The organism is Streptomyces sp. NPDC024687 (genome assembly GCF_055559055.1).
On record NZ_JBVHLJ010000011.1, the window covers coordinates 13,209 to 39,589 of the forward strand.

Below are 26,381 nucleotides of genomic sequence, written 5' to 3' on the forward strand. Positions count from 1 at the left end.
CCGCTAGGGCGGAAACCGCCGTTCCGAAGTTGACTTTTAGGATCCGTCTCCTTGACTTCGCGCCGTGAGCCAGGCCTTGAAGCATCCGGAACGGCCCACGAGGTCGTCCAGGGCCAGGCCGCTGGCGCCGAACCGGCTGCGGACCGGCTCCAGCCAGGTGCGGTGGGCGGTGCCGGCCCTCTCGCAGATCGGCTCCGGGCGTCGGCCGCGGCTATGGTGGCTCCCCCGCGGACTGCTCGGGGATCCGGGACGGTGTCACCGTGACGGCTCCTCGCTACCGGCCGGCCTCTCGGCCGGCGAACCGGCTGCCGCGGCAGAGGCCCTGGAGGTCGTGCCGCTGAGCGCGGACACAATCTGCTGGATGAGAAGCCCCAGTGAGGTCAGCAGCGCGGCCACGGCCGCCAGTTGTCCCAGCACGGTCATCACCGTGCTCCACGCGAGGACCGTGGCCAGTAGGACCACGGTCATCATGGCCGGAGTGAAGGTCCTCGTCCTGACCACCTTCGAGGAGGACGAGTTCGTCATCGAGGCGCTCCGGGCCGGCGCGAGCGGCTTTCTGGGCAAGGGGGTCGAACCGGCTCAGCTTCTCGATGCCATCCGCCTTGTCGCAGCCGACGAGGCGTTGCTCTCCCCCGCAGCCTCCAAGGGCCTCATCGCCCGTGTCCTCGCCCAGCCTTCCCCCAGCGACCTCGTCGACCCCCGCAGGCTGGCCACGCTGACTCCCCGGGAACGCGAGGTGATGGGGTGGCCACCGGCCAGTCCAACGACGATATCGCCGAACGCCTCTTCGTCACCCCTGTCACCGTCTAGACCCACGCCGACCGGGCCATGGTCAAACTGGGTGCACGCGACCGCGCCCAACTCCTCGTCATCGCCTACGAGACCGGTCTGGTCCGCGCTGGAGAACCGCAAGGCTGAGGTAGGCCGCCCGCGCTCGGCACGGGCGGGCCTGCTCCGAGCGCCAACAGATTGCCGGACATGTGCTCGTCCGTGGTTCACCAACAACCTGCTCATCGCCTCCCCACACGCTGATCCATGCGGGGAGGCGGCACCGGTACCCAGTTACCCCACTGCTGGCCGCGCTGCTGTACCTAGCAGGTCATCTCATTACCGGCAGCTGGCCAACCATGCAGGCCATGACCTGCCCGAGCAGGCAGACTGGAGAATTCGGCGCATCGTCCGGGACGACGTTGGGCTCGGGGAAGGCACGGCGCTACAGCTCACGCATCGCTGGGGTCTGCCGATTGGCCTGCTCCTCTGTCAGGGTCCGTCCGGCCGGATCCGTCCCTGCGCCGCCAGCCGCACGGGGCGTGCGGACCAGGGCGAGCACCAGGATTCCGCCGCCCAGGGCCGTCAGACCGGCGGCCACCGCCGCATGGTTGAGCCCTGTCGCGAAGGCGGCACGCAGGGTGTGCTCGGAGAACGCGTCGCGCAGTGCCCCCGCCCCGCCGCCCGCCAGGGTGTGCGCCGCGTCGTGCGGCAGCGTGTCCTGTATCCGCGAGGTCAGCACCGTCCCCAGGACCGCGATCCCGAGCGCATAGCCCAGCTGCCGGAAGGTGTTGACCGCGCCGCCGGCCATGCCTGCCCGCTCGGCCGGCACCGCCGCCAGCGCGGCGCCCGCGATGCCCGGCGACACCAGCCCTGTGCCGATGCCGACGAGCACGAGACCCGGGACCAAGGCGGCGGCCGACGAGCCCGCGTCCAGGACCGCCATGCAGAACTGGCCGGAAGCGACCAGCAGTAGCCCGCCACCAATGGTGATCCGCGGCGGCACCCCGTGCAGCAGCCGGCCCCCGGCCGCCGCGACCACGAACGACGCCAGCGACAGCCACAGGAACACCAGACCGCCGCGCACCGGGCTCATCCCGAGGATCGTCTGGAGCCAGATCGAGGTGTACGCCATGCCACCGAAGGCGGCCGCGTTGAAGACCAGGGCGCCCGCCATCACACCGGAGAACGCGGGCTTCAGGAACAGCCGCGGATCGATCAGCGGGTCAGCCGCGCGCCATTCGACGGCGACGAAGCCGGCCAGCGCCAGGACGCCGCACCCGAACCACGCGAGGGTCGTCCCCTCGGCCCAGCCGTGTGCCCCCGCGCGCACCGCCCCGTACGTCACCGCACCGGCGAACGCCGCGAACGTCACCGTGCCCGCCCAGTCGACCCGGCGTCCGCTCGCCCCGCGCGACTCCGGCACCACCCGCAGCGTCAGCCAGATCGCGGCCACGCTGACCGGCAGGTTCACGAAGAAGATCCACCGCCAGCCCGGCCCGTCCGTCAGCACCCCGCCGAGCACCGGCCCGACCGCGGCCGCCGCACCGCTGACCGCGCCCCACACCCCGAGCGCCACCGACCGCCGTCGGCCCTGGTACACCGAGCCCAGCAGCGGCAGCGTGGTGGCGAACATCGCCGCCGCGCCCACGCCCTGCACCGCCCGGGCAGCGACCAGCATCCCGGGCCCGGAGGCGAGCCCGCACAGCAGCGAGGCCACCGCGAACAGCACCACGCCGGCCACGTGCACCCGCCGCCGACCCAGTACGTCGGCGGCTGCCCCTATTCCGAGCAGCAGCGCCGCCAGCGCCAGCGCGTACCCGTCCATCACCCACTGCAGATCGCTCAGCGACGCGTCCAGCGCCCGCGCCATGTCCGGCAGCGCGACGACCGCGATCGTCACGTCCAGCAACAACATGAACGTGCCCAAGCACACCGCCGTCAGCGGCCCCCATGTACGCATGTCCCCACTCCTTTGCGACGTCTCCCTGTCTCTCCGTACGATGGCCGCACCCCGGTCGATTGCCGTGATGTCGGGCACCAAAGCGCCGGAACTCGACAGGAGATGGCGTGCTGACGCTGAAATCCTCCACTATGGACGAACTAGATCTCCGGCTGCTGGCGGCCCTGGAGGTCAACGCACGGGCGTCCTTCAGCCGCCTTGGAACCGTGCTCGGGGTGTCCGACCAGACGGTCGCGCGCCGGTACCGCCGGCTGTGCGCCGAGGCCGGGCTGCGGGTCGTCGCCGTCCGGGACGCCCACCGGCTCGGGCAGGACCAGTGGATGCTGCGGGTGCGGTGCGCTCCCGACAGCGCGCAGACCATCTCCGAGGCACTCGCCAGGCGCCCGGACACGGCATGGATCGGACTCGCCTCCGGTGGCACCGAGATCGTGTGCATGACCCGGCCCCGGAGCCCCGGGGACCACGACGAACTACTGCTGGGCAAACTGCCCCGCACCCCCAGCGTCGTGGAGATCCGCGCCCACCAGCTGCTCCACCGCTACTTCGGCGGGCCGACTGGCTGGCTGGCGAAGTTCACGATACTCACCGACGACCAGATCGCCGCTCTGCGCCCGCACCCGGAGCCCGGGCCGGGACCGGTACACATCGACCCGGAGGACGAGCCGCTGGTCAAGGCTCTCGAACGCGACGGGCGGGCCGCGTATCCCGAACTCCAGCGCGCCACCGGCCGCTCCGAGTCGGCCGTCAAGCGCCGCCTCTCCGCCCTGCTCGCGTCCGGGGCCCTGTACATCGACATCGAGTACCACTCAGAGGCCCTCGGCTACCCGCGCGCCGCCGTCCTGTGGATCACGACCGCGCCCGGTGATCTCGAGTCCGTCGGCGAGGCCCTAAGCACCCACCCCGAGATTGCCTACGCCAGCGCCACGGCGGGCCCCTGCAACATCGTGGTGACAGCTGTCGCGAAGGACACAGCCGGCCTGTACGCCTATCTAAGCGGCCCACTGGGCCGCCTGTCCGGGGTCCGGCACGTGGAGGCGACGCCCTTCCTGCGCCGGGTCAAGCAGATCACCTACCAGCAGCCCGGACGCTGACCGGCGCCCCTGGTGAGGACGGCCGCCGCCGCGTTCCCGGTTGGACTCGGCGTTGGTGGCGGTCGCCGTGCAGCCGTAGCCGTGGCCGTGACCGTGGACCAGCTGAGTCGACGCGGCCGAGTTCCGGCAGTCCGGCCCACTCCGGTACCCGTACCAGAGTCGGCGGGATCAGCCCCCCGGGAGTGGGCCATCACGCCGAGGCCGGCCCGGGCCGCCGCGACCAGGCCGTTGAGGCTGCCGCTGGTCCAGACGATGCTCCACGCCCGGCCCTGCCGCTCCAGGGCGAGCGCCCGGGTGAGCCCGGCGGGCGTGGTACACGATCAGAGCGACCGGGCGGTTCGCGTTCAGCCGGACCGCTCCCCCCGGTCCACGTCAGCTCGGGGCGCCGCTTGGCCAGCACCAGATCGAACCTATTTCCCAGGGCTTGGTCAGTGCGAGGAGGAGAACACGGAAGCGTCCCCGGTATTTCCCGTGGGAAGTTCATCTATTTCCCACGGGGAGTATCGGGCTCTGTCACAAGATCTACGACAGAGCCGAATTGCCTGACGCTGATGACGCAGATCGTGGGGACCGTCGACACGCAGATAATCGCGACACGGGCCGTTGCTGTATCCCTTGTCGGCCGCGCTGCTGTCGCGCTTCGTGCGGGACCAATCCAGCGCCGTCAGCCGAGGGCGTCGAGCAACTCCCGCTCGCGCTGCGCGCTGAGGCCTGCGCGCCTTTCCCGGTCCAGTCCCTGCTCGCGTTCCCAGCGCAGCGTGTCGGCCAGCATCTCCGCCCGGGGCCGGTGACGCAGCCCCGCGGCTAGCGCTGCGGACCCGTCCCGGGCCGACCACCCCTCCAAGCCCGGCTCAACCAGCCACATCGCCAGCGATTCGGACCCCATGTACTGGGCCACGCCGTTGGCGAGCAGCCACACCGATTCTGCGGTGACCACAGGACCGGTGTGCCCGCCGGCGACGCGGGACAGCTCGATCCATTCTTCGAACGGAACGACCGGGCCGACAGCGTTGTACGTGCCGGTGGCTCCCGTCTCCGCGGAGTCGAGCAGCCAAGAGGCGAGGTCTCGCACGTCGACCACCTGGGTAGGCGCGGCCGGCGTGTCGGGGACCAGCATCGGCCCACGCGGATCGCGTGCGGCGCGGGCGACCCAATAGCCGGAACGCCCGCTGTGATCGCCCGGGCCGCCGATGAGCCCGGCTCGCGCGATGAGAAGGCGATCGCCCACAGCAGACGTCGACGCCTGCTCACAGGCGACCTTCGCCTCGCCGTACAGTTCGCGGTCAACCTCGCTCCGGTCGGTCGGAGCGAGCAGGGCCGCGGACTCGTCCGCCCCCAGCGTGGCGTGGGAGGCGTAGGCGTTGCCGGACGAGACATACACCCAGTGCCCGGCCTTGCCGCCCAACACGTCGAGCGCTCCACGAACAAAACCCGGCTGCCAGGACACCTCAACGACCGCATCCCATACCCGGTCGAGCAGGGGCTCGTAAGCCGACGGATCGCGCCGGTCAGCGGCGACCAGTGTCGCTCCGTCCGCGACTTCTCCGCTCTCGCCACGCGCGAGACAGGTCACCCGATGGCCGCGTTCGATCGCCTGCCGCGACAACTCCCGAGCCACCCACGCCGTTCCGCCCAGAACCAAGATCTCCATACCGACACGCAAGCACCGGCATCACCACCCTGCCAGGCAAATTCGCTCACAGCAGATGATCAGCCATCAGATCGATCTCAGCCCTCGGGCAAAGTACCTCGTATCCGTCGACCCGGAAGTGCTCATCACTCCGCGGCATCAGGTGCGCGCCATCGGGTGCACTCGGTGGCCGCCTCCCGACCACGGTGCCGTCCGGGCTCCTGCGGGCGGTGCGCCCGTTGGTCGTCCCGGCGCACCGGTTGCGGTCCATCGGCATCGTCCTGTTCGGCGTAGCGGTCCGCGCGGGCGCGGGAGGCGTCGGCCGCCTTGGAGAACGCGTCCTGGAGGTGGCGCAGCCGCTCGTTGGTGAGATCGGGGGCTTCCACGTCCGTGCGCGACTTCCTCAAGGCCCGCAGCGCCGTCAGGTCGATCGCCTCCCGGCGTCCGGCCTCCGGCTCCTGATCTTCGTCTTCGGGGTCGGCGTTCGAGAACCACTTAAAGGAAGCGTCCATCAAACACCCTTGAGAACACGATCAAGTGCCGCCCGGCCTATAGGTCCCCAGTTCGGCTTGCCGCCGGGAAGGCCCCGATCTCCGTTCTGCCCCATGAGCATCAGGAAGAGGCTCTTCATCGCGGCCAGCCCGCGGGCGCGCCGGATCGCCGCCTCGTCGGCATGCGCATACATGTCGAAGAACCGTGAGGCCGTGCCCGTCGGCAGCAGCATCCATGCGGCGGCGAGGTCCCAGGCGGGGTCGCCGGCGAACATGGCACCGAAGTCGACGATGCCCGAGAGCGTTCCGTCCGAGACGACGACGTTCGCGGGATGGAGGTCGCCATGCACCCACACCGGCGGGCCACCCCACTCGGAGGCCGCGACGGCATCGTCCCAGACCGCCCGGACCTCGTCTGCAATGTCGCCGGGGGCAACGGCATTAAAGAAGTAGTCGAAGCCGTCCGTGCACTTCTTGGGGTGAGCGCCGAAGTCCGAGCTGATCGGCGCCTCGGCAGGCGCCTCCACGTGGAGCGCCCTGAGGAAGCCCGCCAGTGTGTCGGCTGCGTGGGCGCCGCGGCTGATCGAGCCGTGGTCCAGCGGCTCGCCGTCAACCCACGTCATCACGGTCCAGTGCTTGGGGAAGCGCTCGGACGGTTCACCGAACCGCACCGGGGTCGGCACCGGCAGCGGCAGGCGCGGGGCCAGCACGGGTAGCCACTGCCGCTCCTTGAGCTGGAGCTCCGGGGTGGGGTCCATGCGCTGCATGCGTACGGCCAACTCGTCCCCGAGGCGCCACATTTGGTTGCCCCAGCCGCCGGCCACCTCTCGGATGGCCAGCTCCGCAAGATCTGGATGTTGCTCCTGCAGCAGGTCGCGCACCAGGTCTGCGGTGATCTCGATCTCGGTGTCGGTCATGCGACGCCACAGTACTGAGGCGCTGAGACGGCAGGCGGAGCGGCGCTTCCCTCACGAAGCATCTCGCTGTGAGTCCCCCGGCATCACCGATTCGGTTTCAGAGGGCTGCAGTCAGAGGCTTTGGGACGGAACGGCCCCGAAGTTCAGAGAAGTGACCAGGCCAAACGAGATGGCGCCGCTCCAAATGGTTCGGGGCATGGCAGACCTCCAGTACGCCCCGAGCCCTCTCAGCCCAAAAGCACCAAGGGCACCAAGGGCACCAGGCACCCGAGCAGCAACTGCCCGCCACCATCGGCGGAGTCAACCCCCGGCGACCTTGACGGTGGATGACGCCAACGCGCCCGAACACGTCATCACCCGCGCACTGTTCGCGAACAAGCCCAACTACAGCGGCGGCAAGATCACAGGCACAGGCAGCATCAGCGGCTCGCCCCGAGCACCCCCGACGCCGGCTCCAGCGCCCGGCAGCACAACTGCCCGCCGCCTGCACGGTCGACGACCGCACCGGTGAACTGCGACTCGATGTCGAGGACGTACAGCTATCGCACGGTAACGCTGGCGACGATCGCTCCACGAGGGCTCGACAGCGGCACCGCGACCAGCGCAGTACTCAACGTGAAGTGCCCTGACATAAGCAGCGGTGGTGCAGGCAGAATGCTGGACACCCTGCCCGCACCGGCCACGGGGAGAGAACCTCGATGACGGCTGACCGGGTCGCCGCAGCAGACCGACTCGCCGGCGAAGTGCTGCGCACGCGCCCGGCCGACCCCGTCTTCGCCCGCCGCCTCGACCAGCGCCTGCACACCTGGCGCCTCGATCAAGGCCCGTTTCTCGCCCAAGTCGAGAGCGTCGTCCTCGCGGCACTGCTCGCCACCGTCGCTGAACCGGACGCCGACTCACCCGAGACCTGGTGTCTGGCTGCGGCCTGCCTTCTGCGACGGCACGACGACGTGGAGATGTTCGCCGTCCTGCCCTCGCCCCTGCCGGACCCCGTCACCGCGCAAATGGACCAACTGCGACTGTTGTCCACCGGCCTGACACCCCGCTCGGGCCGGCGATGGCTCCGGCTCCGCGACACCGCCTGCGAATTCCTCAAGCCTGCCGCACTGACGGAGGACGACCGTGAGCCGCCCCCAGCGCAAGACTGAGCCGCTCCAACAGGAACGGATTCCGGAGCATGCGCGTAGGAGGCTGCGCGGGCACCACCCGCTGTAGGTGATGACAGCCCCGCGATCCCGTTCACTACCACCCGGTCGTCCGAACGGGGCCGCCCAGCAGTCCCCGAACTCGGCAACAACCGCGACAACCCTGCCCACGACTACTCCGAGCCGCCGCGTTCACAGCCTCACGGCCGACGAGAGGCACCCGGTGTCGCACCGTGCGCCTCTCGCGGTGCTCAGGGGTGGGCGCCGGGCTTGTTGACGACGCCCCAGGCCGCGCGGGCGCTGACCATCTCTCCGTCGTTGAGGGTCTCCCCGAGGTAGGCGTAGCTCTCGGGATCGAAGAAGATCTCCTGTTTCCCCTGCCAGCCCGAGGGCGCCTTCTCGGCGTAGTTCACGCTCACGCCGATCGCCGCGCGGCCGAGCGGGTCCTTGACGCCGGTCGTCACCCGGGCGCCGGGAATCTTCGCGAGAGCCCGGAACAGGCCTGCCTGGACTTTCGGCGGGATCAGCACCGACCGGTACAGGACGTCGATCTCCCGCCAGTCGCGCTGTGCGCGCGTCTCCCCGTCGATGGAGCCGATGGCGTGCTCCTCGCGGATGCGCTTCATCATGCGGTCGGGGTCGCTCGGCAGGGTGGCGAGGAAGCGGTAGAACTGCCGCTGGGAGCGGTCGTCGTACCCCTCCCGCTTCCACTTCTCCTCCTGGTTGGGGCCGTACCAGACCTGGAGCTTGTCGGGGTCGAAGTCCGAGATGTCACCGGCGGGGGGAATGCCGGGCAGACTGGCCTGTCCGGTGCCGTCCCAGCGGGTCCACTCCTCGCTGCTTTCCGGCTTGCCCTGGACGAAGACGGTGCTCTTCTCGTACACCCACTGCTTCGGGCCGGGTTCGGTGCCGTCGTGCTTCTCAACGGTCGCGGCGGCCAGTTCGAGGGCGTCGGCGGAGGCGCCTGCCGACAGCACCTGAGGGTTCCCGGCGGGGGCGCGGGAGCTGTCCTCGGGAAGGGTCGCGACGATCCCGGCGGTCACGGCGAGGGCTCCTGCGGTGGCGGCGCCGACCAGGATCATCCGGCGCCTGGGAAGGGCTGCGCGCCCGCGGTGGGTCTCCTGCCGGAGCGCCGCGGTGAGCCGGGCCCGCGGCGCGGCGAGCTGGTCGCTGTCGGGAAGGGGGGCGTCGGCGCGCAGGCCGCGGGTTTCGGAGAGCTCGTTCATGCGGGGTCGCCTTCGTGTATGCGAGCTTCGGTGAGGGGGTCGCCGGCCGCACCGGTTGCGGTGCGCAGCTTGCGGCGGGCGCGGTTGAGGCGGGAGCGGACGGTGCCGACGGGAATGCCGAGGGCTTCGGCGATCTCCTGGTAGCTGAAGTCGGCCCAGGCGAAGAGCAGCAGGACGTGCCGGTCGCCCGCGGAGAGATGGGCCAGCGCCCCGGCCAGTGGGCGGGCGGCGGCCTCGGCAGCCAGGCGGTCGTCGGCGGAATCGGTCCAGCTGTCGGCGACCGGGTCGTGGCCGGTGCGGGCGAGCAGCTTCAGCGCCCTGACCTCCTCCCGGCGCTGCCGGCCGATCTGTTTGGCGGCAATGCCGTACAGCCAGGGCCGCACGCCGGCGCGGGCCGGGTCGAACCGGGCCCGTATCCGAAAGGCCGTCAAAAACGTTTCGGCGGTGACGTCGTCGGCTGCGTCCCGGCCCAGTCGTCGGGCGACGTACTGGTGGATCGCTGGGGCGTGACGCTCGAAGAGCGCCGCGAAACGCTCGGGTTCGGCGAGTGAGGCCGCGATGAGCTCGGCGTCGCCGCCGGCCGAGTCGGTCATGGACTGTCCGTCCGTCGGTGGGGTCGGTGGGTGTCAGGATGGCGGGTGTTCACACCCTGTACTTGCCGATCCGCGGCGAGCGGGTTCACGCCCGGCTTCGTGGATGGATACGGGCTCTGTCCCACAGAAGGCTGGGGCAATACGTCTAGCTTTCGGCGGCGGGTGATAGCGGACTCGTGGGTGGTCGTGATCGTTTTCTGGTCACCTCGGTATGCGTCTGATGGTGCGTCAAGGCGTGGTGGGGTCCGGTTCCGGGCCGTGCTCAGGGCGCGGAAGCGAGGTCGACGACGCCGGTGATCTGCTCCCGGATGACGAAGCGGACGGTCATCTCGGCTCAGTGGGCGCCAGCGGTCATCAGATGGCGGCGGGGCCGGAAGTGAGGCGATATACCGCTGAACGCGGACAGGAGCCGCCGTCTGGCTGGTGGCTGTTCTCGGCCCGGTTGTCCAGGTACTTCGACTGCCGGTGCTCGACGCGGAACATGACCTCGCGGTCGGCCGCGCCGTAGGAGCGGATCCTGTCGGTGACGACCACTCGCAGCACCGCACTCGTCCTCTGCATCAGCCTGCGGAAGAAACGCCTGGCCGCGGCCTTGTCCCGCCGGTTCTGCACCAGGATGTCAAGGCTGCACGACGTTGACCTTGATGAAGACTTCGTCCAGGTGCCACTTGTCACCAGGCCGGGGCTTCCGGCGGCGCAGCGCGTTGGCGTAGGTCTGCCCGAACTTGCGGCACCAGCGGCGCACTGTCTCGTAGAAGACGACGATCCCGCGCTCGAGCATGAGCCCTTCGACCTCGCGGAACGACAGCGGGAAGCGGAAGTACAGCCACACACAGTGGGAGATCACCTCGACCGGGTACCGGTGATCCCTGTACGACGGCGACACGCTCCCCACCGACGCCCCCTCCCCGCCTGATCAACCAGAGGATCATCCCAACAGTCAGCCAGCGTGACAGTGCCCGGTAAAAGAGTTTGAGCAAGCCGGTGCCCCGCTGCTACTTTCCCGGTGGACCGTGAAGTCGTCTTATGGAGGTGAGCCCCGTGAACACAGTTACCCGTGGGTGCTCCCTCAACCCGTCACGGTCCGGCGGCTGACGTTCGGTGTCGCCAGGAGCGCCTGAGATCGAGGCACTCCTGGAGGGAGACTCCGATGAACACAACGCCTTTCACATCTGGTTTCACATCCGGTCCGAGCGAGAACGCGGTGACGATCACGTGCGTCGCGGACGGGCAATGGCACGCCCTGGATGACGACCTGGTGGTCGGCCGCGGGCATGCGCAGCACCGGCCGGACGGACGCCTGTTCGTCAGCATCGACGTCTGGCACGAAGCCGCCTTCGACCGGCTCGCCGAAGTGATGCTGGCGGAACTGCCGGCGCCGCTGTACACGGTGGTCGACGAAGCCGACGTCGAGCTGACGGCCGGCTGGCGGCGGGCCGGTTTCACGGTGCGGCGCCGCGAGTGGGAGTACGTCGTTCCGACCGACCCTCAGGTCACCGGGCTGGACAGCGTCCTGCCACCGCCGGGCGTGACGATCGTTCCCGCCGGTCAGGCAGACGAGCGTCTGCTGCGGGAGGTGGACCGCGCGATCCGCGACGAAGTCGAGGCGACCGTGGGGTGGCAGTCGATGCCCGCGGAGGTGATTTTCCGCCGCGAAGGCGACACCATCGTCGACCCGTCGAAGTACGCGGTGGCCGCGGCACCCGACCGCTACCTGGGGCTGATCCGGGTGGTGACGGTGATCCGGCCGCGCGTGGGGCTGGTCGCCGTCCGGGCCGGCGAGCAGCGCCGCGGCATCGCGCGGGCCTTGTTGGCCCACGCGCTGGGGACGCTGCACCGCTCCGGGTTCACCGCGGCCTGGACCGAGGTCCAGGAGCCCAACCGAGCGGCCTCGGCGCTGTTCCAGGGCATCGGCGCCCGGCCGATGAGCAGCAACCTGGAGCTGGTGCGATGACGAGGAACAAGAACGTCATCGAAGTCGAGGGCAAGGTCGTCGAGTGCCTGCGCAGCGCCATGTTCACCGTGGAGCTCGAGAACGGCCACCACGTGCTCGCGCACATCAGCGGGAAGATCCGCAAAAACTACATCAAGATCATGCTCGAGGACCGGGTGCTGGTGGAGCTTCCGCCGTATGACCTGACGCGCGGCCGGATCGTGTTCCGGTACCGGAACTAGCGACGGTCGGCGCCTTCCCCGACAGCTGATCCAGGGACCGGTCACGGCGTCGGCGTGACCGGTCCCCGGTGATGGCTCGAACGGCCGCGGCGAGCAGGCGGCCCAAAGCAGATTGTGCTGCTGCGGCCGCTGCCGGCCCGCTACGAGTTCTTCGCCTACGGCGTCGCCGTCGCCTACCTCCGGGCTTCCGGGGGGAGGGCACCGCCGCGTACGAGCCGTGGCGCAACCTGGTCGAGGACATCCGCGCACTGCGCCCTTACCGTCTACGACATCGCAGACCGGTTGTGTTCCCTGAGACCGGACCCCTGAGCCCTGTCTGGCTGGATCAGTCCCTTCCAGCACTGTGACACGACGCGATCCGGCCGATGAAGGCCAGCACGCGCTTCGCCACCGCTGTCCCCGCCCTCAGCGCGGCCACCGGATCGGCGGCCTCGTCGAGTCCGATCAGGACCGTGTCTGCACCGGGAGTACCGGACATGGCGTCCGCCCAGCCCGCCCAGTCGACGATCCCCGTACCCAACTCCGTCATGTACGGCTGCTGCTGGCTGTACACCGTGTCGTCGATCGTGAGGTGGACGTCGATCGGGCCGTCGGAGAGCAGCCCGAGGATATGTTCACCTCCGGTTCCTGCCGCCCCCTGGTAGAAGTTCTTGAGGGGTTGCGGGCTCATGATGAAGAGGTGGCGGAATTGCTGGCGATTCCCCAGGGGCCTCTCAAGGACGTCGCGCAACCGTCCGTGAACATTGGCACACCGCTCGAGGAAGGGAAGCCGAATCACGGTTGCTGCTCCGTTTCGCCGACCCACGCGACCCGGTGATGTCCTCGGCCAGATGACCGGCGATATTGTCCAACATGTCCCGCACCAGCCGGTCCTCCGGCGCCGACCAGGCCGCCGACCGTGGCAGCGTATGTGATGACTCCGGTCGCTGCCGCAAGCCAGGTGGGATCGCTGTTGCGCACGTTATGCGGATGTCCGGGCGGTGGATGAGCCCTGATGACGGTGGGGCGAAAGTGTCACAGGTGTCTCCTGTTTTCCCTTTCCCTGGAGTTCGGCCGTCTGTGTGTCGTACACCGGTCCCTGTCGGCGCTGACTGCCTTGACGAAAGCGGACCGGTCGACGAGGCCCTCGGCGTGCCCGATGCATTCGGACGTAGTGAAGGAACGTTTTCGACGCACAAAGATGCGTCAGCTCGTCGTTGACCAGCGATTCACGGACGGGCCAGGGTGAGGGAGCCATATCGGACTCCGGTCGCCTGTTTCCGGCCACCGGAGTGAATACAGGAGGCTGTGATGATCCAGACAGACAGCCGTGGACCCGACGAGTTCCGGGCAAGCCATGACATGCCTGCCGCGGCCACGACCGGGACCGCCGACCCGTCCGCGCTGGACGTCCGCAGCGAACTGCTCTTCCAGAGCTGCCTCTGGTGCGGCACCGCGACCTACCGCCGTTCGTTCTGCCGCGCTTGTGGCTCCACCGCCTTCAAGGGAGAGCGCAGCACGGGTGCCGGAACACTCGTGCGCCGCATCGGCCAATCGCCGCTCAACACCTGGTTCGTCGCGATGGACGAGGGCTTCACCCTGGTCTGTCAGATCGCCGGCACGGAACCTGCCGTGGCCGGGGTGGGGGCGAGAGTACGTGTCGTGCGGGCCGTGACTCCTCGCGAGCAGGGACTTCCCCTCGTCGAACTCACCTACCGGGCAACGCCCTTGGAGCGCTGGTGGTGAGAGGACACGACACCGGTCATGTCAGTTCGCGTAGGCGGCACGAAGAGAGAGGAGGGCGCGTGGACACCCAGTACGACGCACCGGACGAACGGGCCGACGCGGTCGACGCAGCAGGGCGCGCCGCGCTGCACGGGCTGCGCATCGCCGACTTCTCCCGGGTTCTCGCGGGACCCTATGCCACCATGCTCCTCGCCGACCTCGGCGCCGACGTCGTGAAGGTGGAGCGTCCGGGCATCGGGGACGAGACCCGGGCCTGGCACCCGCCGGCGGACCAGGACGGCACCTCGACGTACTTCTTGGGCGTCAACCGGAACAAGCGGTCCGTCGTCCTGGACCTCACGACCCGGGCCGGCCTCGAACAGGCCCGCTCCCTGATCGCCGAATCCGACGTCGTGGTGGAGAACTTCCGTCCCGGCACGATGGAACGGCTGGGCCTCGGTCATCACGAACTCCGTGCCCGGCGCCCGGAGTTGATCTACTGCTCGATCAGCGGTTTCGGCAGCGGCGCGGGCGCCGCGATCCCCGGCTACGACCTGCTCGTACAGGCCGTCGGCGGTCTGATGAGCGTGACCGGGACCGCGGACGGCGAACCGGTGAAGGCAGGCGTGGCCCTGGTCGACGTGATCACCGGACTGCACGCCTCGCTCGGCATCCTCGCCGCCCTACGGCACCGGGACGCCACCGGCGAAGGGCAGCTCGTGGAGGTGAACCTGCTCGGCTCGCTGCTGTCGGCCATGGTCAACCAGGCCTCGGCCTTCGCGGTGGCCGGTGTGGTTCCCGGCCGCATGGGCAACGCGCACCCGAGCATCGCCCCATACGAGACCCTGCCGACCGCGGATCGGCCGATCGCCCTCGCGGTGGGCAACGACCGGCAGTTCGCGGCACTCGCCGAGGTCCTCGGGGATCCCGGTCTCACTCTCGACGACCGCTTCCGCACCAACGCCTCCCGGGTCGCTCATCGCGTCGAACTGCGGGACGTCCTGACCAAGCGGCTCGGCGCTGCGGGCGCAGACCACTGGTCCACCGTCCTGCTGGCGGCCGGGGTGCCCGCCGGACCGGTCAACACCCTCGACGAGGCTTTCGCCTTCGCCCACCAGCTCGGCCTTCCCGGCATCGTCGACATCCCCGTCGCCACTGCCGAGGGGGAGGAAGCCGCCTTCTCCCGCCAGGTCGCGCATCCCATCGGGCTGAGTGTCACCCCGGCGCGATACCGCCTCGCCCCGCCCCGTCTGGGCCAGCACACCGCACAGATATTCGACCACCCCCTTCATCCGAGCCTGAACACAAGGAGCACGACATGAGCGCCAAGCCGCTGAAGGACCCCCTCGAACTGTTCGACATCGCCTCCGTCCTCACCGACGAGGAGCGCGAGATCCAGGCCACCGTCGCCAGGTTCCTCGCGGACCGGGTCCGCCCGCACATCGGCGAATGGTTCGAGAACGCCCACTTCGCTCGCGAACTCGCCCCGGAACTCGGCAAGTTGGGCGTACTCGGCATGCACCTCGAAGGGTACGGCTGCGCCGGTACGAACGCCGTCAGCTACGGGCTGGCCTGTCTGGAGCTGGAAGCGGCGGACTCCGGCTTCCGCAGCTTCGTGTCCGTGCAGGGCTCGCTGTCGATGTTCTCCATCTGGAAGTGGGGTTCGGAGGAGCAGAAGCTTCAGTGGCTGCCGCGGCTGGCCGCCGGTGAGGCGATCGGCTGCTTCGGCCTGACCGAGCCCGACTTCGGCAGCAACCCCTCCGGGATGCGTACCAAGGCCGTCCGCGAGGGCGGCGACTGGATCCTGAACGGCTCCAAGATGTGGATCACCAACGGCGGTATCGCCGACGTGGCCACCGTCTGGGCGCAGACCGAGGAGGGCATTCGCGGCTTCCTCGTGCCGCGCGGGACGCCCGGCTTCACCACCCAGGACATCAAGCAGAAGATGTCGCTGCGGGCGTCCATCACCTCGGAGCTGTACTTCGACAACGTACGGCTGCCCGACTCGGCGCGGTTGCCACTCGCCGAGGGTCTGCGAGGCCCACTGTCCTGTCTGAACGAGGCCCGCTTCGGCATTCTGTTCGGCGCGGTCGGCGCCGCCCGCGACTCGATCCAGGCTGCCATCGACTACGCCGACTCCCGGGTCCAGTTCGACAAGCCCATCAGCGCCTTCCAGCTGACGCAGAAGAAGCTCGCCGACATGACCGTGTCCCTGGGCAATGCCGCGCTGCTCGCCGTGCACCTGGGCCGCCTGAAGGACCAGCACCGCATCCGGCCCGAGCAGATCAGCGTGGGCAAGCTCAACAACGTGCGGGAGGCGATCGCGATCGCGCGGGAGTGCCGCACCGTCCTCGGCGCCAACGGCATCTCCCTGGAGTACTCGCCGCTGCGCCACGCCAACAACCTGGAGTCCGTCCTCACCTACGAAGGAACCAGCGAGATGCACACGCTGGTCGTCGGCCAGGCGATCACCGGCTACCCGGCCTTCCGCTGACCGCCCCGGCCGAAGGAAGACGACCGTGAACATCGTCGTACTCGTCAAACAGGTCCCCGACACCGCTGCCGAACGCGCTCTGTCCCAGGGGGACCACACCCTCGACCGCGAGAACACCGACCTCGTCCTGGACGAGATCAACGAGCGCGCCGCGGAGGAAGCCCTGACCCTCAAGGAGGCGACGGATGCCGAGGTCACCGTCGTGTCCATGGGACCCGACTCGGCGCTCGACGCCATCCGCAAGGTCCTGGCGATGGGCGCCGACCGTGGGATCCACATCTGCGACGACCGGCTTCAGGGAGCCGATGTGGTGACCACCGCCAGGGTCCTGGCCGCCGCCGTGCGGACGGTGGCGGACGTGGACCTGGTCCTCGCGGGCAACGCGACGACCGACGGACAGGCCAGTGCGGTCCCGGCCATCGTCGCGGACCTGCTCGGCCTGCCGCAGCTGACCCACGTACGCGAACTCGACCTGGACGAGGGGCGGGTGCGCGCCGAGCGCGAGACCGAGAGCGGTGAGGCCACCCTGGAGGCGCCGCTGCCCGCGCTGGTCAGCGTCACCGAGAAGATCAATGAGCCGCGCTATCCCTCCTTCAAGGGCATCATGGCCGCCAAGAAGAAGCCCGTGGCGACGGTCGGCCTCGACGACCTGTTCCCCGGCGCGGACGACACCGGGTTCCTGGTGAGCCGCACGCGTGTGGTGGAGGCCGTCCCGCGTCCGGCGCGGGCCGCCGGCATCCGTGTCACGGACGACGGCTCGGCCGGCCGGCAGCTCGCCGACCACCTGATCGCCCGGAAACTCGTCTGAACCGCCCCGACCAAGAAACAGGCACGCCCATGCCCGACGTCCTCGTTCTCGTCGACCACGACGGGGAACGCGTCCACAAGTCCACGTACGAACTCCTGTCCGCCGCACGGCGGTTGGGCGACCCGGCCGCCGTGCTCGTGGGAACTCCCGGCACCGCGGCCCGCCTGAAGGACTCCCTCGCCCGTCACGGGGCCACCAGCGTCTACGCGGCCGAATCCACGCAGGCCGACGGATTTCTCGGCTCGCCCGCCGTCGAGGCCCTGGAGTCGGCAACGCGGGAGGTCTCCCCCGCTGCCGTTCTGGTCTCCGCGACAACCGACGGCAAGGAGGTGGCCGGGCGTCTCGCCGCGCGGCTGGACAGCGGGTTGTTGATCGACGCGGTCGACCTGAACGCCTCCGGGGTGGTCACCCAGATCGTCTTCGGCGGGTCGTACACCGTGCGCTCCGAGGTCACCCACGGGATACCGGTGATCGCCCTGCGGCCGGGCGCCTTCGAGCCGGAGGAACATCCCGTGGCGGCGGTGGAGCACGAACTCGTCCCGGCGCCGATCGACCCGGCGGGATCCGCCCGCGTCACCGCCCGCCGCGCCCCGCTCGCGGGCGACCGTCCCGCGCTCACCGAGGCGAGCGTCGTCGTCTCCGGGGGACGCGGTGTCGCGGGGGCGGAAGGCTTCAAGGTGGTGGAGGAGCTGGCCGACGTGCTGGGCGGTGCGGTCGGCGCGTCCCGTGCCGCGGTCGACGCCGGGTACTACCCCCACCAGTACCAGGTGGGGCAGACAGGCAAGTCCGTCTCCCCGCAGCTGTACATCGCGCTGGGTATCTCCGGGGCCATTCAGCACCTCGCCGGGATGCAGACGTCCAAGACGATCGTGGCGGTCAACAAGGACCCGGAGGCGCCGGTCTTCGCTGTGGCCGACTACGGCGTGGTGGGCGACCTGTTCTCGGTGGCCCCCCAGCTCACACAGGAAGTGGCCGCCCGCCGCGGGATCGCCTGACGTAGTTGGAGAGCGGTTGTACGACGGCGACTGCCACCGGCCTGGCCGGTGGCAGTCGCCGTCGTACAACCGCACGCCCACGTGTGGCCCGCCGTCGCCCTCAGGCCGCCCGGTAACTGAAGAACCCCTGCCCCGACTTACGGCCAAGCAGCCCCGATTCGACCATGCGGCGCAGCAGCGGGGGCGGGGCGTACAGCGGTTCCCGGTACTCCTCGTACAGTGCTTCACCGATCGCCGCGACGGTGTCGAGCCCGATCAGATCGGCCAGACGCAGCGGGCCCATGGGGTGCGCGCAGCCGGCGGTCATCCCCGTGTCGATGTCCTCCGCCGTCGCCGTACCGGAGCTCACCATCCGCACCGCCGCCAACAGGTAGGGAACCAGCAGGGAGTTCACCACGAAACCCGCGCGGTCCTGCGCCACGACCGTCTTCTTGCCGAGGATCTCACCCGCGAAGGCACGCACCCGCAGTTCCGTGGCCTTCGAGGTGTGCAGCGAGGGGATCACCTCGACCAGTGGCATGACGGGAACCGGGTTGAAGAAGTGCAGGCCCACCACTGCCTCCGGCCGGCCGGTCACCGCCGCGAGCCTGGCGATGGGGATGGAGGACGTGTTGCTGGCCAGGACGGCGGCCGGGTTCGTGACCACCTTGTCCAGCTGCCGGAACAGCTCGGTCTTGGCCTGCTCGTCCTCCACGGCGGCCTCGATCACCAGGTCCGCCCTCGACAGGCGGGACAGATCGTCGGTGACCGAGATCCCGGCCAGGGCCAGTGCGCGGGCCTCGGGCGCGAGCGCACCGCGCTTCTCCGCCTTGAGCAGGGAGTCCGCCACACCCGCCAGCCCGGCCCGGGCCCTGTCCTCGGTCACGTCGCACAACGTGACGTGCAGCCCGGCCCGTGCACAGACCTCGGTGATGCCGCGGCCCATCTGACCCGCGCCTACGACGCCCACGTGCTTGATCGCTGTCATGTGCTTCTCCGCCTGTCCCTCCGTCGGGCGGCGGTCGACCGACGCCGCCACGGTGTGTGCTTCCGTGTTGAGCGTAGACCGGCATACCTGCTCTGACCTGCGAAAACAGTGCGTCATCCGCGCACAAACATGCGTCTGTCCGACGCTGACCGGCCGACTCACGCGGCGCTGCGCGGACCACGACGAACGGCCCGCCCGGGACGGACGGGACGGGCAGGACGGCATCGGGATCAGGGCCTCAGCCGGCGGCCGTCGAGACCGCGGCCTCCCGAAGCCGGCGGATCACGCCGCGCACCGCGGGCGAGGTCTCACCCCTGCGGTAGGCACCGACCAGCCGGGTGGTGAGCGATACGTCCGCCAGCGGACGGTAGGCCACCCCGGGGATGTGGACGCGCCGCAGTGAGTCGGGGACCAGGGCCACCGCAAGACCACCGCCCACCAGCGTCAGCGCCGCGACGTAGTCCCGCACCGCGGGAGCGCACAAGGGGCTGAAGCTGCCCCGTTCGGCCACTTCCAGGATCTGGTCGCGGCAGCCGTACTCCTCGTCGAAGTGCGGGGCCACGAAGTTCTCGTCGCGCAGCATGGCCGCGGGAATCGTCTCGTACGCCGCCAGGGGCGCGCCGGCCGGCAGTGCCAGGACGACCTCCTCGCTGAGCAGGCAGGTGGCCGTGACCTCGGGCGGGTACTCCGGGCGCCAGCGCAGGAAGCCGACGTCGATGTCACCGCAGGCCAGTGCCTCCAGTTGGGCGGGTGTCTCCAACTCGCGCACCTGCACCGTCAGATCGGTGCCGGGGGCCGCGCAACGGGTGAGGACGTCGGTGAGCACTCCGGAGAACGCGGCCGAGGCGACGTACGCGATCTGGGCGTGCCCCAGCTCCCCGCGCCCTGCCCGCCGGCCCACGGCCACGGCTCGGGCGGCCTGTGCGAGGGTCAGCCGCGCTTCATCGAGGAACAGCTGCCCGGCACCGGTCAGCGCCGGGCGGGTGCGTCGCCCCCGGTCGATCAGCCGCACACCCAGGTGCGACTCCAGCGCCCTGATCTGGGCGCTGAGTGCCGACGGTGCGAGGTGCAGGCGATCCGCCGCCCGCGCGAAGTGCAGTTCCTCCGCGACGACGACGAACGATTCCAGCCAGCGCAGTTCCACCGGCTCCTCCGTCCTGTGGTGCGGGCACCCCGCGGCGCGGTCAGGGCAGAACAGGATCGCCGCGGGGTGAGTGTGGGTGCTCCGTGGGGTCAGGGAAGCACGACGTAGTTGCTGAATCCGCCGTCGAGGTCCGTGGCACGTCCCGAGATCGCTTCGTTGACCTTGGACAGCGGGAAGGGTTTGGTGATCAGGTAGGACAGGTCCAGGGCTCCGGTGGCCACCATGTCGGCGACCTCCTGACCCTGCGCGGTGGAGAACCAGTTGGAGCCGATCAGGTGGACCTGCTCGTCCATGAGCCACTTCACGTCCACGGGCAACCGGTCGGCCACGCCCCCGACGTTGACCACCCTGCCGCCCCGACGGACGCCCTGCATGGAGTCCAGCATCGTCTCCACCGGGGCCTTGGCGCCCAGAGCGCTGATGACGAAGTCCGCACCCTCGCCTCCGGTGCGGGACTTCGCCCACGCGCCGGTGGATCCCTCGCCCAGCCGCATGACCTCGATCCGGTCCGGGGCCAGTTCCTTGACGCGCTTGAGGAGTTCCTCGTTGCGGCCGGTTCCGAGGACCCTGGAGACACCCGAGGCCAGCGCGAGCAGGGTGGAGGCTACGCCGAGGGTGCCGGTGATTCCGTCGATCAGAGCGACCTGGCCGGGGCTGGCCACGGCGTACTTGAGGGCTCTGTAGGAGGTGCCGATGTAGCCGAGCTTGCCGGCCTGCTCGAACGTCATGTTGTCGGGGATGTTGACGATCGAGTGCTGCGGCGCCGTCATGTACTCGCAGAACCCGCCGTACGGGTAGAGGTCGAAGATCCGCTGGCCGTCGCGGGAGGTGCTGAAGTAACCGTTCAGGGTGAAGTAGCGGCACCGGCTGAGCTCGCCTCCGCGGCACACCTGACAGCTGCCGCAGGAGCGCAGCGGGCTCACATAGACCCGGTCGCCGGGCTTGGTGTTGAGCACCGCCTCGCCCACGGCCTCGACCACGCCCGCCGGGTCCAGGCCGAAGATCGCGGGCAGCTTGGGCAGCGGCTGGTGCGGGTACCAGGTGGGCCAGTTGTTGATCACGTTGGCCATGTTCGGCACGATTCCGCATGCCTTGACGCGCACCAGCACGTCGGTCGGCCGGGGGGTGGGCACGTCGACGGTGTCCACGGACATCGGCTCACCGAGCTTGTGCAGTCGTGCAGCGAGCATCTTCGCCATTGAAATACTCCGGAATTGATGGGCAGTACGGTGCCGAGAGCTAGGAATTCTGGAACGGGTTCGGGTAATTGTCCTCAAGGTCGATGTCCAGCAGACCCATGATGCGGACGCCGGAGTTGTACCAGGCGATGGACAACGACAGTTCGACCATCTGCCGGTCCGTCAGCTGATCGGCGGCGGCACGCCATGTCTTTTCGGAGACATCGACGTGGAGTGTGGACTCCTTCGCGAGGCGCATGACCGCCTTTTCCGTCGCGTCGAACAACTCGGACGACTCGAAGTCGGCCACCGCCGCGAGCTGTTCCCCGGTGAGTCCGGCCTTGAGTCCGTGCGACTGGTGGTGCGCGACCTCGTAGGCGGAACGGGTCGCGTACCCCACGGTCAGAATGGCCAGCTCACGCAGCTTGGGGCTGAGGTCGGCGGCCCGCAGTGAGTTGGCGTAGGTCAGGAAGCCGTCCAGTTGCTCGGGCGCGCCCGCGAGAGCGAGGAAGATGTTCGCCGTCGGTACCTTGCGTTCGGCTTCGAGCCGGTCGTACAGGGGCTTGTTCGCCTCGTCCGCATCCTCGCGGCGAAGGTAGGGAACGCGTGCCATGTCGTCTCCTCGGGGGACGGAAGGGTCAGTGGGCGGACTGCTCGAGCAGGAACCGCTCGAGAGTCATGGGCTGCGGCACCTGGGCCGGCGGGATCTGCTTCACTCCCACGAAGGGCGAGGCCTCGAAGTACCACTTCTCCAGCGCGGGAAGCCCCCAGCGCACGTTGGTGCTCAGCGATCCCGCGTCCCAGCGCACCGGCTCGACCTCGGTGTCGATGGTCTGGTAGTGGCTGTTGAAGACCTCCACCCGGTGACCGTCGGGGTCGCGGAGGTAGGTGAAGAGCATCCCGCCCGGCCCGTGCCGTCCCGGACCCCGCTCCACCCCTTCGCCGTAGCCGAGGATGCCCGCCCAGTCGCAGGCGGTGAAGATGTCGTGGCTCTCGGAGACGGTGTAGGCGAAGTGGTGCAGGGCGGGCCCGGTGTTCTCCACGACGGCGAGGTCCAGGCACGTGCCCTTGCGGTACATGAACGCGCTCAGCAGTGTGTCGCCGTGTGCCAGGTACTCCGAGTTGCGGAAGCCGAGTTCGCCGTAGAACGCGGTCAGTTCGTAGGTGTTCGGCGCGAAGGTCTGGAAGTGGTCCAGACGTTGCGCGTGGGCGCCCTTGTAGTGCTCGAAGTCGATGTGCAGCCTCGGGCGGGTCTCCATGTGTGCGCAGAGTTCCAGGGGTGTACCGACCGGGTCGCTGACGTGCAGGGTGCGGCCCTGGTACGGCATGTCGACCCACTCCGCGGGCAGCCCCCGGTCGCGGAACCATGCGTAGGCGATATCGAGGTCCTCGTCGAGGAAGACGCGGAAACCGATCCTCTGACAGGAGCCGGCGCCCTCTTCGTCCAGTTCCAGGACGAGGCTGTGGTGGCATGCCTCGGCGACCCCGCGGAGATAGCAGGTGCGCTCATCCTCGTCGCTGACGACGAGCCCGAGGGCGCTCGCGTAGAAGTTCCGGCTCTCGGCCAGGTCCGCGACCGTGAGCCGGACATGACTGGAGCGGGTGATGTTGAAACTCGGGCGCAGATTGACGGGTGGCAGCATGCTGGACTCCGTGCTCCGATTCGGCTCTTGATTTCGACGACTGTAATGCTTTGGGTTGTTTTACGGCCTGGTCGCGGAACGGGAGGAATCGGCGAATGTGAAGGCGGACCAGCCGCTGAATTCCGCGGAATCGTCGAGGGCCTCCTCGATGCGCAGAACCTCGTTCCATTTCGCCATGCGCTCGGAGCGGGTGAAGGAGCCCACCTTCAGCTGGCCCGCGTCCCATCCGACGCTCAGGTGCGAGATGGTGATGTCTTCGCTCTCGCCGGAGCGGGCCGACACGATGGTGGCGAAGCCGGCGTCCTTTCCGGCGCGCAGGGCTTGGTGGGCCTCGGTGACCGTGCCCGCCTGGTTCGGCTTGACGAGGACGGCGTTGGCCGCCCCGTTGGTGGCCGCCGCTTCCACGCGCTTGGCGTTGGTGACCAGGTAGTCGTCGCCGATCACCTGACAGCGGTGGCCGAATCGCCGGGTGAACTCCACCATGCCCTCGTGGTCGTCCTCGCCCACCGGGTCCTCGACGGACAGGATCGGGTACTGCTCGATCCAGCCGCCGAGCATGTCGATCAGCGCTGCGGTGTCCAGGGTGCGGTCGTCCAGGGCCAGCGCGTAGCGCCCACCGGTGCCGAACTGTGAGGCCGCGATGTCCAGCGAGATGCCGACCTGGGTGGCGGGCGTGAAGCCGGCGGTCTCGATGGCGAGGGTCAGGGTCTCCAGCGCCTCCTCGTTGGAGTCGAACGCGGGCCAGAAGCCGCCCTCGTCCGCCACGCCCTGCGCCTTGCCGGCCTTGCGCATCAGGCTGCCGGCCGCCCGGTAGATCTCCGCGGTCCAGTCGAGGGCCTCGCAGAAGCTGCGTGCCGCGGGGCAGACGACCATGAAGTCCTGGACGTCCACGCGACGGTCCGCGTGGGCGCCGCCGCCGAAGATCTGGATCTCCGGCAGGGGGATGTGCACCGGTCGGCCGCCCGACAGGTGCCGCCACAGCGGTACGCCCGCCGACGCGGCGGCGGCGTGCAGCACCGCCATGGACGTGGCGACGATGGCGTTGCCGCCCAGGCGGCTGCGGTCGGGGGTGCCGTCGAGGTTCACCAGTAGCCGGTCGACGGCCTCCTGGTCGATCGCGTCGAGGTCCAGGAGGGCGGGCGCGATCTCCTGGTTGACCGAACCGACGGCGCGACGAACGTCGAGTCCGCCGAAGCGGGAGCCGCCGTCACGCAGGTCGAGCGCCTCGCCCCGACCCGTCGAGGCTCCCGCCGGCGCGATGGCCCGTCCCACAGCTCCGTCCGCGAGGTGCACCTCGACCTCAACGGTCGGCCGCCCGCGGGAGTCCCACACCCTGCGGCCGTAGAGCTTGGCGATCCGCGCGTCTGTCATTGCGGTGCAACCTTTCGGAGTCGGACGGTCGAGGCGTTGAGTGATGCCCGTGCCTGCCGACCGGCGAACGGGCGCGGGCCGACCTCTCGGGACGGCACTCGAGTCGGTGCTGCGTCCGGGTGAGGTGAGGGGGAACGGGAGGACGAGGAGTGCTCGTCCACTGCGGCTCTCGTTGTGCTATCGATAGCGCAATCGTGCGAACTGTGAGGCCACCCTGTCAAGGGGTGAGGAGTGTTCCATTCCTCCTACGTGTTGCTTGTTTCCCTTTGCTTGGGTCGTTCCGGCGTCAATGCTATCGTTCGCACAACCCGTGGCAGTAGCCGAAAACTCCGGCGGGCCCACCTCCTCCTGATGAACGGACAGCACAGGCGGCGTGGGCTCGCCGGGCCGATCGCGGCCGACAGGAAAGCGAGCCCGACATGACATCCGAGCCCTCGATGGCGCCCATGACCCTGACCACGGTCGTGGCCAGCACACGTCCCGGACGCGTGGGCAGATCCGTCGCGGACTGGTTCACCTCCCAGGCCGCCGAGTTCGAACAGTTCGCATCACACCTGGTCGACCTGCGCGAACTCGACCTGCCGTTCTACGACGAGCCGCATCCGCCCGCTCTGAGGCAGTACACGAAGAGCCACACCCGCACCTGGAGCCGGATCGTCGACGCGTCGGACGCGTTCGTGTTCGTCACCCCCGAGTACAACGGAGGGTTTCCGGCTCCCCTGAAGAACGCGTGGGACTACCTCGTGGTGGAGTGGCAGCACAAGCCGGCGGCGTTCGTCAGCTACGGCGGCGTCTCGGCGGGCACCCGGGCGGTGCAGATGGCCAAGCAGGTCGTGGCCAACCTAAGGATGCTGCCGATCGGGCCGACGGTGAGCATCCCCTTCATCAATGAACAGGTCGACGACGGCGCCTTCCGCCCCGGCAAGATTCACGAGGCGGCTGCCGGGCACGTGCTCGAGGAACTCGCCCGCACCGCCACCGTCATGCGCCGGTTGCGCAGCGGAGCCCACTGACGCGGCGCGTGCGGCCCGCTCAGGCGGACTTGGACGGAACCTTTCCGTCGAGGGGTGCCGTGCTGCCGCGCAGAATCAGCGTTCCGGGGGAGACCGACGTGTACGGGCCGTCGTTGTCCGGCTCGTTCTTGAGGCGACGCAGAAGCCACAGTGCGCAGCTGGTCGCCATCTCCTGGATCGGCAGGCCGATCGTGGTGAGCCCGGGGCCCCACCAGGAGAAGCCGGGCTCGTCCCCGAACCCCACCACGGACAGCTCGCCCGGCACCTTCACGCCCTGCGCGGACAGCTCCTCGAGAACGCCCAGGGTGAGCTGGATCGATCCCAGCACGAGTGCGGTGGGAGCGGCCGGCCCCTGCAGCAGCCGACGCACCGCCTCGCGCCCGTGGTGCACGGACGACGGCGGCCCCAGCTCGGCGCGTCCGGCGTCGTCCGCGAGGCCACCCTCCTCCAGGGCGGCGCGGAAGCCGCCCAGACGCTCCGCACCCGTGGGCAGTTCCTCGGGGCCGCCCAGATAAGCGATGCGGGTGTGTCCCAGCGCCACCAGGTGGGCCGTGGCCCGGCGCAGCGCCTCGCGGTCGTCCACACCGAACCACTGGGAGCCGAGCGAGGGGTGGCGGCGCAGCAACTGCAGGTGCGGTACGGCGCGCAGGAGTTTGACGGACTCGCTGTGCGGACGCGCGGTGGGCACGATGATGACGCCGGCCACGCGGTTGGCGGACAGCTCCCGCAGATGACGCAGCTCCACCATCCGGTCGTCGTCGGTCTCCGAGAGCATCAATTGGAAGCCCTCGGCCGCCATGTTCTTGGAGAGCTCGTGCGCGATGGTCGAGTAGAAGCTGTTGCGGATGTCCGGGATCACCAGCGCGACCACGTTGCTGGACGCTCCGCGCATCATCCGCGCCGCCCGGTTGCCGACGTAGCCCATCTCGGAAGCGGTCTGGCGGACCCGGAACTTGGTCTCCTCGCTGATCCGCGCGTCGTCGGCGAGCGCCCGGCCGACCGTCGAGACGGAGATCCCGAGACGCTCGGCGATGTCCCTGGTCGTGATCACGTAAGCGTCCCCTC

General features: G+C 69.4%; 25 protein-coding genes and 4 pseudogenes. 12 read left to right on the plus strand and 17 right to left on the minus strand.

The features are described 5' to 3' along the window. Window positions 1-255: 255 nt before the first annotated feature. Window positions 256-525: a hypothetical protein gene (locus ACZ39I_RS33975; RefSeq protein ID WP_467248769.1), complete on the minus strand. Its 270-nt coding sequence runs from the start codon at window positions 523-525 to the stop codon at window positions 256-258. Here ACZ39I_RS33975 and ACZ39I_RS33980 point away from each other — a divergent pair. After that, window positions 470-918, plus strand: a pseudogene (locus tag ACZ39I_RS33980) (LuxR C-terminal-related transcriptional regulator); the annotation flags it as partial. The gene ACZ39I_RS33975 and the pseudogene ACZ39I_RS33980 sit on opposite strands and share 56 nt — an antisense overlap. 295 nt (window positions 919-1,213) lie before the next feature. Here ACZ39I_RS33980 and ACZ39I_RS33985 read toward each other — a convergent pair. Further along, entirely contained in the window at window positions 1,214-2,731 is a 1,518-nt protein-coding gene (locus tag ACZ39I_RS33985) for an MFS transporter (protein WP_467248770.1), read from the minus strand. A 131-nt stretch (window positions 2,732-2,862) separates the two neighbouring features. Between ACZ39I_RS33985 and ACZ39I_RS33990 the strand changes: the two genes are divergently transcribed. After that, on the plus strand, window positions 2,863-3,822 hold the full coding sequence (locus ACZ39I_RS33990) for an Lrp/AsnC family transcriptional regulator (protein ID WP_467248979.1): 960 nt from the start codon (window positions 2,863-2,865) through the stop codon (window positions 3,820-3,822). On the opposite strand, the pseudogene ACZ39I_RS33995 reads toward ACZ39I_RS33990, so the two are convergent. The 4 genes and pseudogenes from ACZ39I_RS33995 to ACZ39I_RS34010 all read right to left on the minus strand — a co-directional run. Continuing rightward, a pseudogene (locus ACZ39I_RS33995) lies at window positions 3,797-4,291 on the minus strand (type 2 periplasmic-binding domain-containing protein); the annotation flags it as partial. The gene ACZ39I_RS33990 and the pseudogene ACZ39I_RS33995 overlap by 26 nt on opposite strands. Window positions 4,292-4,486: 195 nt before the next feature. Beyond that, a complete protein-coding gene (locus ACZ39I_RS34000; RefSeq protein WP_467248771.1) occupies window positions 4,487-5,473 on the minus strand; it encodes an NAD-dependent epimerase/dehydratase family protein in 987 nt (328 codons plus the stop codon). Between the two features lie 125 nt (window positions 5,474-5,598). Continuing rightward, a complete protein-coding gene (locus tag ACZ39I_RS34005; RefSeq protein ID WP_467248772.1) occupies window positions 5,599-5,964 on the minus strand; it encodes a hypothetical protein in 366 nt (121 codons plus the stop codon). Then, window positions 5,964-6,860: an aminoglycoside phosphotransferase family protein gene (locus tag ACZ39I_RS34010; protein WP_467248773.1), complete on the minus strand. Its 897-nt coding sequence runs from the start codon at window positions 6,858-6,860 to the stop codon at window positions 5,964-5,966. Before ACZ39I_RS34010 ends, ACZ39I_RS34005 begins: the two co-directional genes overlap by 1 nt. 698 nt (window positions 6,861-7,558) lie before the next feature. Between ACZ39I_RS34010 and ACZ39I_RS34015 the strand changes: the two genes are divergently transcribed. After that, window positions 7,559-8,008 (plus strand): hypothetical protein, encoded by a 450-nt coding sequence (locus tag ACZ39I_RS34015; RefSeq protein ID WP_467248774.1) that lies wholly within the window; start codon window positions 7,559-7,561, stop codon window positions 8,006-8,008. A gap of 248 nt (window positions 8,009-8,256) precedes the next feature. On the opposite strand, the gene ACZ39I_RS34020 is transcribed toward ACZ39I_RS34015, so the two are convergent. The 3 genes and pseudogenes from ACZ39I_RS34020 to ACZ39I_RS34030 form a co-directional block, all read right to left on the minus strand. Beyond that, on the minus strand, window positions 8,257-9,231 hold the full coding sequence (locus tag ACZ39I_RS34020) for a CU044_5270 family protein (RefSeq protein WP_467248775.1): 975 nt from the start codon (window positions 9,229-9,231) through the stop codon (window positions 8,257-8,259). Beyond that, entirely contained in the window at window positions 9,228-9,824 is a 597-nt protein-coding gene (locus tag ACZ39I_RS34025; RefSeq protein WP_352391517.1) for an RNA polymerase sigma factor, read from the minus strand. The genes ACZ39I_RS34020 and ACZ39I_RS34025 overlap by 4 nt, the downstream gene beginning before the upstream one ends. Window positions 9,825-10,086: 262 nt before the next feature. After that, window positions 10,087-10,719: pseudogene (locus ACZ39I_RS34030) on the minus strand (IS6 family transposase). A gap of 255 nt (window positions 10,720-10,974) precedes the next feature. Here ACZ39I_RS34030 and ACZ39I_RS34035 point away from each other — a divergent pair. Together ACZ39I_RS34035 and infA are read left to right on the plus strand one after the other, a co-directional pair. Then, a complete protein-coding gene (locus ACZ39I_RS34035; RefSeq protein ID WP_467248776.1) occupies window positions 10,975-11,778 on the plus strand; it encodes a GNAT family N-acetyltransferase in 804 nt (267 codons plus the stop codon). Next, on the plus strand, window positions 11,775-11,999 hold the full coding sequence (gene infA / locus ACZ39I_RS34040) for a translation initiation factor IF-1 (protein ID WP_352391515.1): 225 nt from the start codon (window positions 11,775-11,777) through the stop codon (window positions 11,997-11,999). The genes ACZ39I_RS34035 and infA overlap by 4 nt, the downstream gene beginning before the upstream one ends. A gap of 325 nt (window positions 12,000-12,324) precedes the next feature. On the opposite strand, the gene ACZ39I_RS34045 is transcribed toward infA, so the two are convergent. Beyond that, the gene (locus tag ACZ39I_RS34045) at window positions 12,325-12,669 is read right to left on the minus strand and encodes a hypothetical protein (protein WP_467248986.1); all 345 of its coding nucleotides are present in this window, start codon (window positions 12,667-12,669) and stop codon (window positions 12,325-12,327) included. On the opposite strand from ACZ39I_RS34045, the pseudogene ACZ39I_RS34050 reads away from it, so the two are divergent. The 6 genes and pseudogenes from ACZ39I_RS34050 to ACZ39I_RS34075 form a co-directional block, all read left to right on the plus strand. After that, window positions 12,592-12,818, plus strand: a pseudogene (locus ACZ39I_RS34050) (hypothetical protein); the annotation flags it as partial. The gene ACZ39I_RS34045 and the pseudogene ACZ39I_RS34050 overlap by 78 nt on opposite strands. 471 nt (window positions 12,819-13,289) lie before the next feature. After that, window positions 13,290-13,724, plus strand: coding sequence for a Zn-ribbon domain-containing OB-fold protein (locus tag ACZ39I_RS34055; protein ID WP_467248777.1), 435 nt, complete (start codon window positions 13,290-13,292; stop codon window positions 13,722-13,724). Between the two features lie 59 nt (window positions 13,725-13,783). Continuing rightward, entirely contained in the window at window positions 13,784-15,025 is a 1,242-nt protein-coding gene (locus ACZ39I_RS34060; RefSeq protein WP_467248778.1) for a CaiB/BaiF CoA transferase family protein, read from the plus strand. Next, window positions 15,022-16,197, plus strand: coding sequence for an acyl-CoA dehydrogenase family protein (locus ACZ39I_RS34065; protein ID WP_467248779.1), 1,176 nt, complete (start codon window positions 15,022-15,024; stop codon window positions 16,195-16,197). Before ACZ39I_RS34060 ends, ACZ39I_RS34065 begins: the two co-directional genes overlap by 4 nt. A gap of 25 nt (window positions 16,198-16,222) precedes the next feature. Further along, the gene (locus ACZ39I_RS34070; protein WP_467248780.1) at window positions 16,223-17,005 is read left to right on the plus strand and encodes an electron transfer flavoprotein subunit beta/FixA family protein; all 783 of its coding nucleotides are present in this window, start codon (window positions 16,223-16,225) and stop codon (window positions 17,003-17,005) included. A gap of 29 nt (window positions 17,006-17,034) precedes the next feature. Beyond that, the gene (locus ACZ39I_RS34075) at window positions 17,035-18,000 is read left to right on the plus strand and encodes an electron transfer flavoprotein subunit alpha/FixB family protein (protein WP_467248781.1); all 966 of its coding nucleotides are present in this window, start codon (window positions 17,035-17,037) and stop codon (window positions 17,998-18,000) included. 100 nt (window positions 18,001-18,100) lie between these two features. On the opposite strand, the gene ACZ39I_RS34080 is transcribed toward ACZ39I_RS34075, so the two are convergent. From ACZ39I_RS34080 to eno, 6 genes are all read right to left on the minus strand, one after another. Next, on the minus strand, window positions 18,101-18,967 hold the full coding sequence (locus ACZ39I_RS34080; protein ID WP_467248782.1) for a 3-hydroxybutyryl-CoA dehydrogenase: 867 nt from the start codon (window positions 18,965-18,967) through the stop codon (window positions 18,101-18,103). Window positions 18,968-19,205: 238 nt separating this feature from the next. Further along, window positions 19,206-20,111: a LysR substrate-binding domain-containing protein gene (locus ACZ39I_RS34085; protein WP_467248783.1), complete on the minus strand. Its 906-nt coding sequence runs from the start codon at window positions 20,109-20,111 to the stop codon at window positions 19,206-19,208. Between the two features lie 89 nt (window positions 20,112-20,200). Then, a complete protein-coding gene (locus tag ACZ39I_RS34090) occupies window positions 20,201-21,301 on the minus strand; it encodes an alcohol dehydrogenase catalytic domain-containing protein (RefSeq protein WP_467248784.1) in 1,101 nt (366 codons plus the stop codon). A gap of 49 nt (window positions 21,302-21,350) precedes the next feature. Next, the gene (locus ACZ39I_RS34095; protein ID WP_467248785.1) at window positions 21,351-21,902 is read right to left on the minus strand and encodes a carboxymuconolactone decarboxylase family protein; all 552 of its coding nucleotides are present in this window, start codon (window positions 21,900-21,902) and stop codon (window positions 21,351-21,353) included. Window positions 21,903-21,927: 25 nt separating this feature from the next. After that, a complete protein-coding gene (locus tag ACZ39I_RS34100) occupies window positions 21,928-22,932 on the minus strand; it encodes a VOC family protein (RefSeq protein ID WP_467248786.1) in 1,005 nt (334 codons plus the stop codon). Window positions 22,933-22,992: 60 nt separating this feature from the next. Beyond that, window positions 22,993-24,303 (minus strand): phosphopyruvate hydratase, encoded by a 1,311-nt coding sequence (eno, locus tag ACZ39I_RS34105; protein ID WP_467248787.1) that lies wholly within the window; start codon window positions 24,301-24,303, stop codon window positions 22,993-22,995. Window positions 24,304-24,722: 419 nt separating this feature from the next. Between eno and ACZ39I_RS34110 the strand changes: the two genes are divergently transcribed. After that, on the plus strand, window positions 24,723-25,316 hold the full coding sequence (locus tag ACZ39I_RS34110; protein ID WP_467248788.1) for an NADPH-dependent FMN reductase: 594 nt from the start codon (window positions 24,723-24,725) through the stop codon (window positions 25,314-25,316). 19 nt (window positions 25,317-25,335) lie between these two features. Here ACZ39I_RS34110 and ACZ39I_RS34115 read toward each other — a convergent pair whose 3' ends face one another. Next, entirely contained in the window at window positions 25,336-26,367 is a 1,032-nt protein-coding gene (locus tag ACZ39I_RS34115; RefSeq protein WP_467248789.1) for a LacI family DNA-binding transcriptional regulator, read from the minus strand. Window positions 26,368-26,381 lie beyond the last annotated feature (14 nt).

Coding starts and splice junctions, on each gene's coding strand:
- ACZ39I_RS33975 (WP_467248769.1), bottom strand. CDS start 525: ATGACGAACTCGTCCTCCTCGAAGGTGGTCAGGACGAGGACCTTCACT.
- ACZ39I_RS33985 (WP_467248770.1), bottom strand. CDS start 2,731: ATGCGTACATGGGGGCCGCTGACGGCGGTGTGCTTGGGCACGTTCATG.
- ACZ39I_RS33990 (WP_467248979.1), top strand. CDS start 2,863: ATGGACGAACTAGATCTCCGGCTGCTGGCGGCCCTGGAGGTCAACGCA.
- ACZ39I_RS34000 (WP_467248771.1), bottom strand. CDS start 5,473: ATGGAGATCTTGGTTCTGGGCGGAACGGCGTGGGTGGCTCGGGAGTTG.
- ACZ39I_RS34005 (WP_467248772.1), bottom strand. CDS start 5,964: ATGGACGCTTCCTTTAAGTGGTTCTCGAACGCCGACCCCGAAGACGAA.
- ACZ39I_RS34010 (WP_467248773.1), bottom strand. CDS start 6,860: ATGACCGACACCGAGATCGAGATCACCGCAGACCTGGTGCGCGACCTG.
- ACZ39I_RS34015 (WP_467248774.1), top strand. CDS start 7,559: ATGACGGCTGACCGGGTCGCCGCAGCAGACCGACTCGCCGGCGAAGTG.
- ACZ39I_RS34020 (WP_467248775.1), bottom strand. CDS start 9,231: ATGAACGAGCTCTCCGAAACCCGCGGCCTGCGCGCCGACGCCCCCCTT.
- ACZ39I_RS34025 (WP_352391517.1), bottom strand. CDS start 9,824: ATGACCGACTCGGCCGGCGGCGACGCCGAGCTCATCGCGGCCTCACTC.
- ACZ39I_RS34035 (WP_467248776.1), top strand. CDS start 10,975: ATGAACACAACGCCTTTCACATCTGGTTTCACATCCGGTCCGAGCGAG.
- infA (WP_352391515.1), top strand. CDS start 11,775: ATGACGAGGAACAAGAACGTCATCGAAGTCGAGGGCAAGGTCGTCGAG.
- ACZ39I_RS34045 (WP_467248986.1), bottom strand. CDS start 12,669: ATGAGCCCGCAACCCCTCAAGAACTTCTACCAGGGGGCGGCAGGAACC.
- ACZ39I_RS34055 (WP_467248777.1), top strand. CDS start 13,290: ATGATCCAGACAGACAGCCGTGGACCCGACGAGTTCCGGGCAAGCCAT.
- ACZ39I_RS34065 (WP_467248779.1), top strand. CDS start 15,022: ATGAGCGCCAAGCCGCTGAAGGACCCCCTCGAACTGTTCGACATCGCC.
- ACZ39I_RS34075 (WP_467248781.1), top strand. CDS start 17,035: ATGCCCGACGTCCTCGTTCTCGTCGACCACGACGGGGAACGCGTCCAC.
- ACZ39I_RS34080 (WP_467248782.1), bottom strand. CDS start 18,967: ATGACAGCGATCAAGCACGTGGGCGTCGTAGGCGCGGGTCAGATGGGC.
- ACZ39I_RS34090 (WP_467248784.1), bottom strand. CDS start 21,301: ATGCTCGCTGCACGACTGCACAAGCTCGGTGAGCCGATGTCCGTGGAC.
- ACZ39I_RS34095 (WP_467248785.1), bottom strand. CDS start 21,902: ATGGCACGCGTTCCCTACCTTCGCCGCGAGGATGCGGACGAGGCGAAC.
- ACZ39I_RS34100 (WP_467248786.1), bottom strand. CDS start 22,932: ATGCTGCCACCCGTCAATCTGCGCCCGAGTTTCAACATCACCCGCTCC.
- eno (WP_467248787.1), bottom strand. CDS start 24,303: ATGACAGACGCGCGGATCGCCAAGCTCTACGGCCGCAGGGTGTGGGAC.
- ACZ39I_RS34110 (WP_467248788.1), top strand. CDS start 24,723: ATGACATCCGAGCCCTCGATGGCGCCCATGACCCTGACCACGGTCGTG.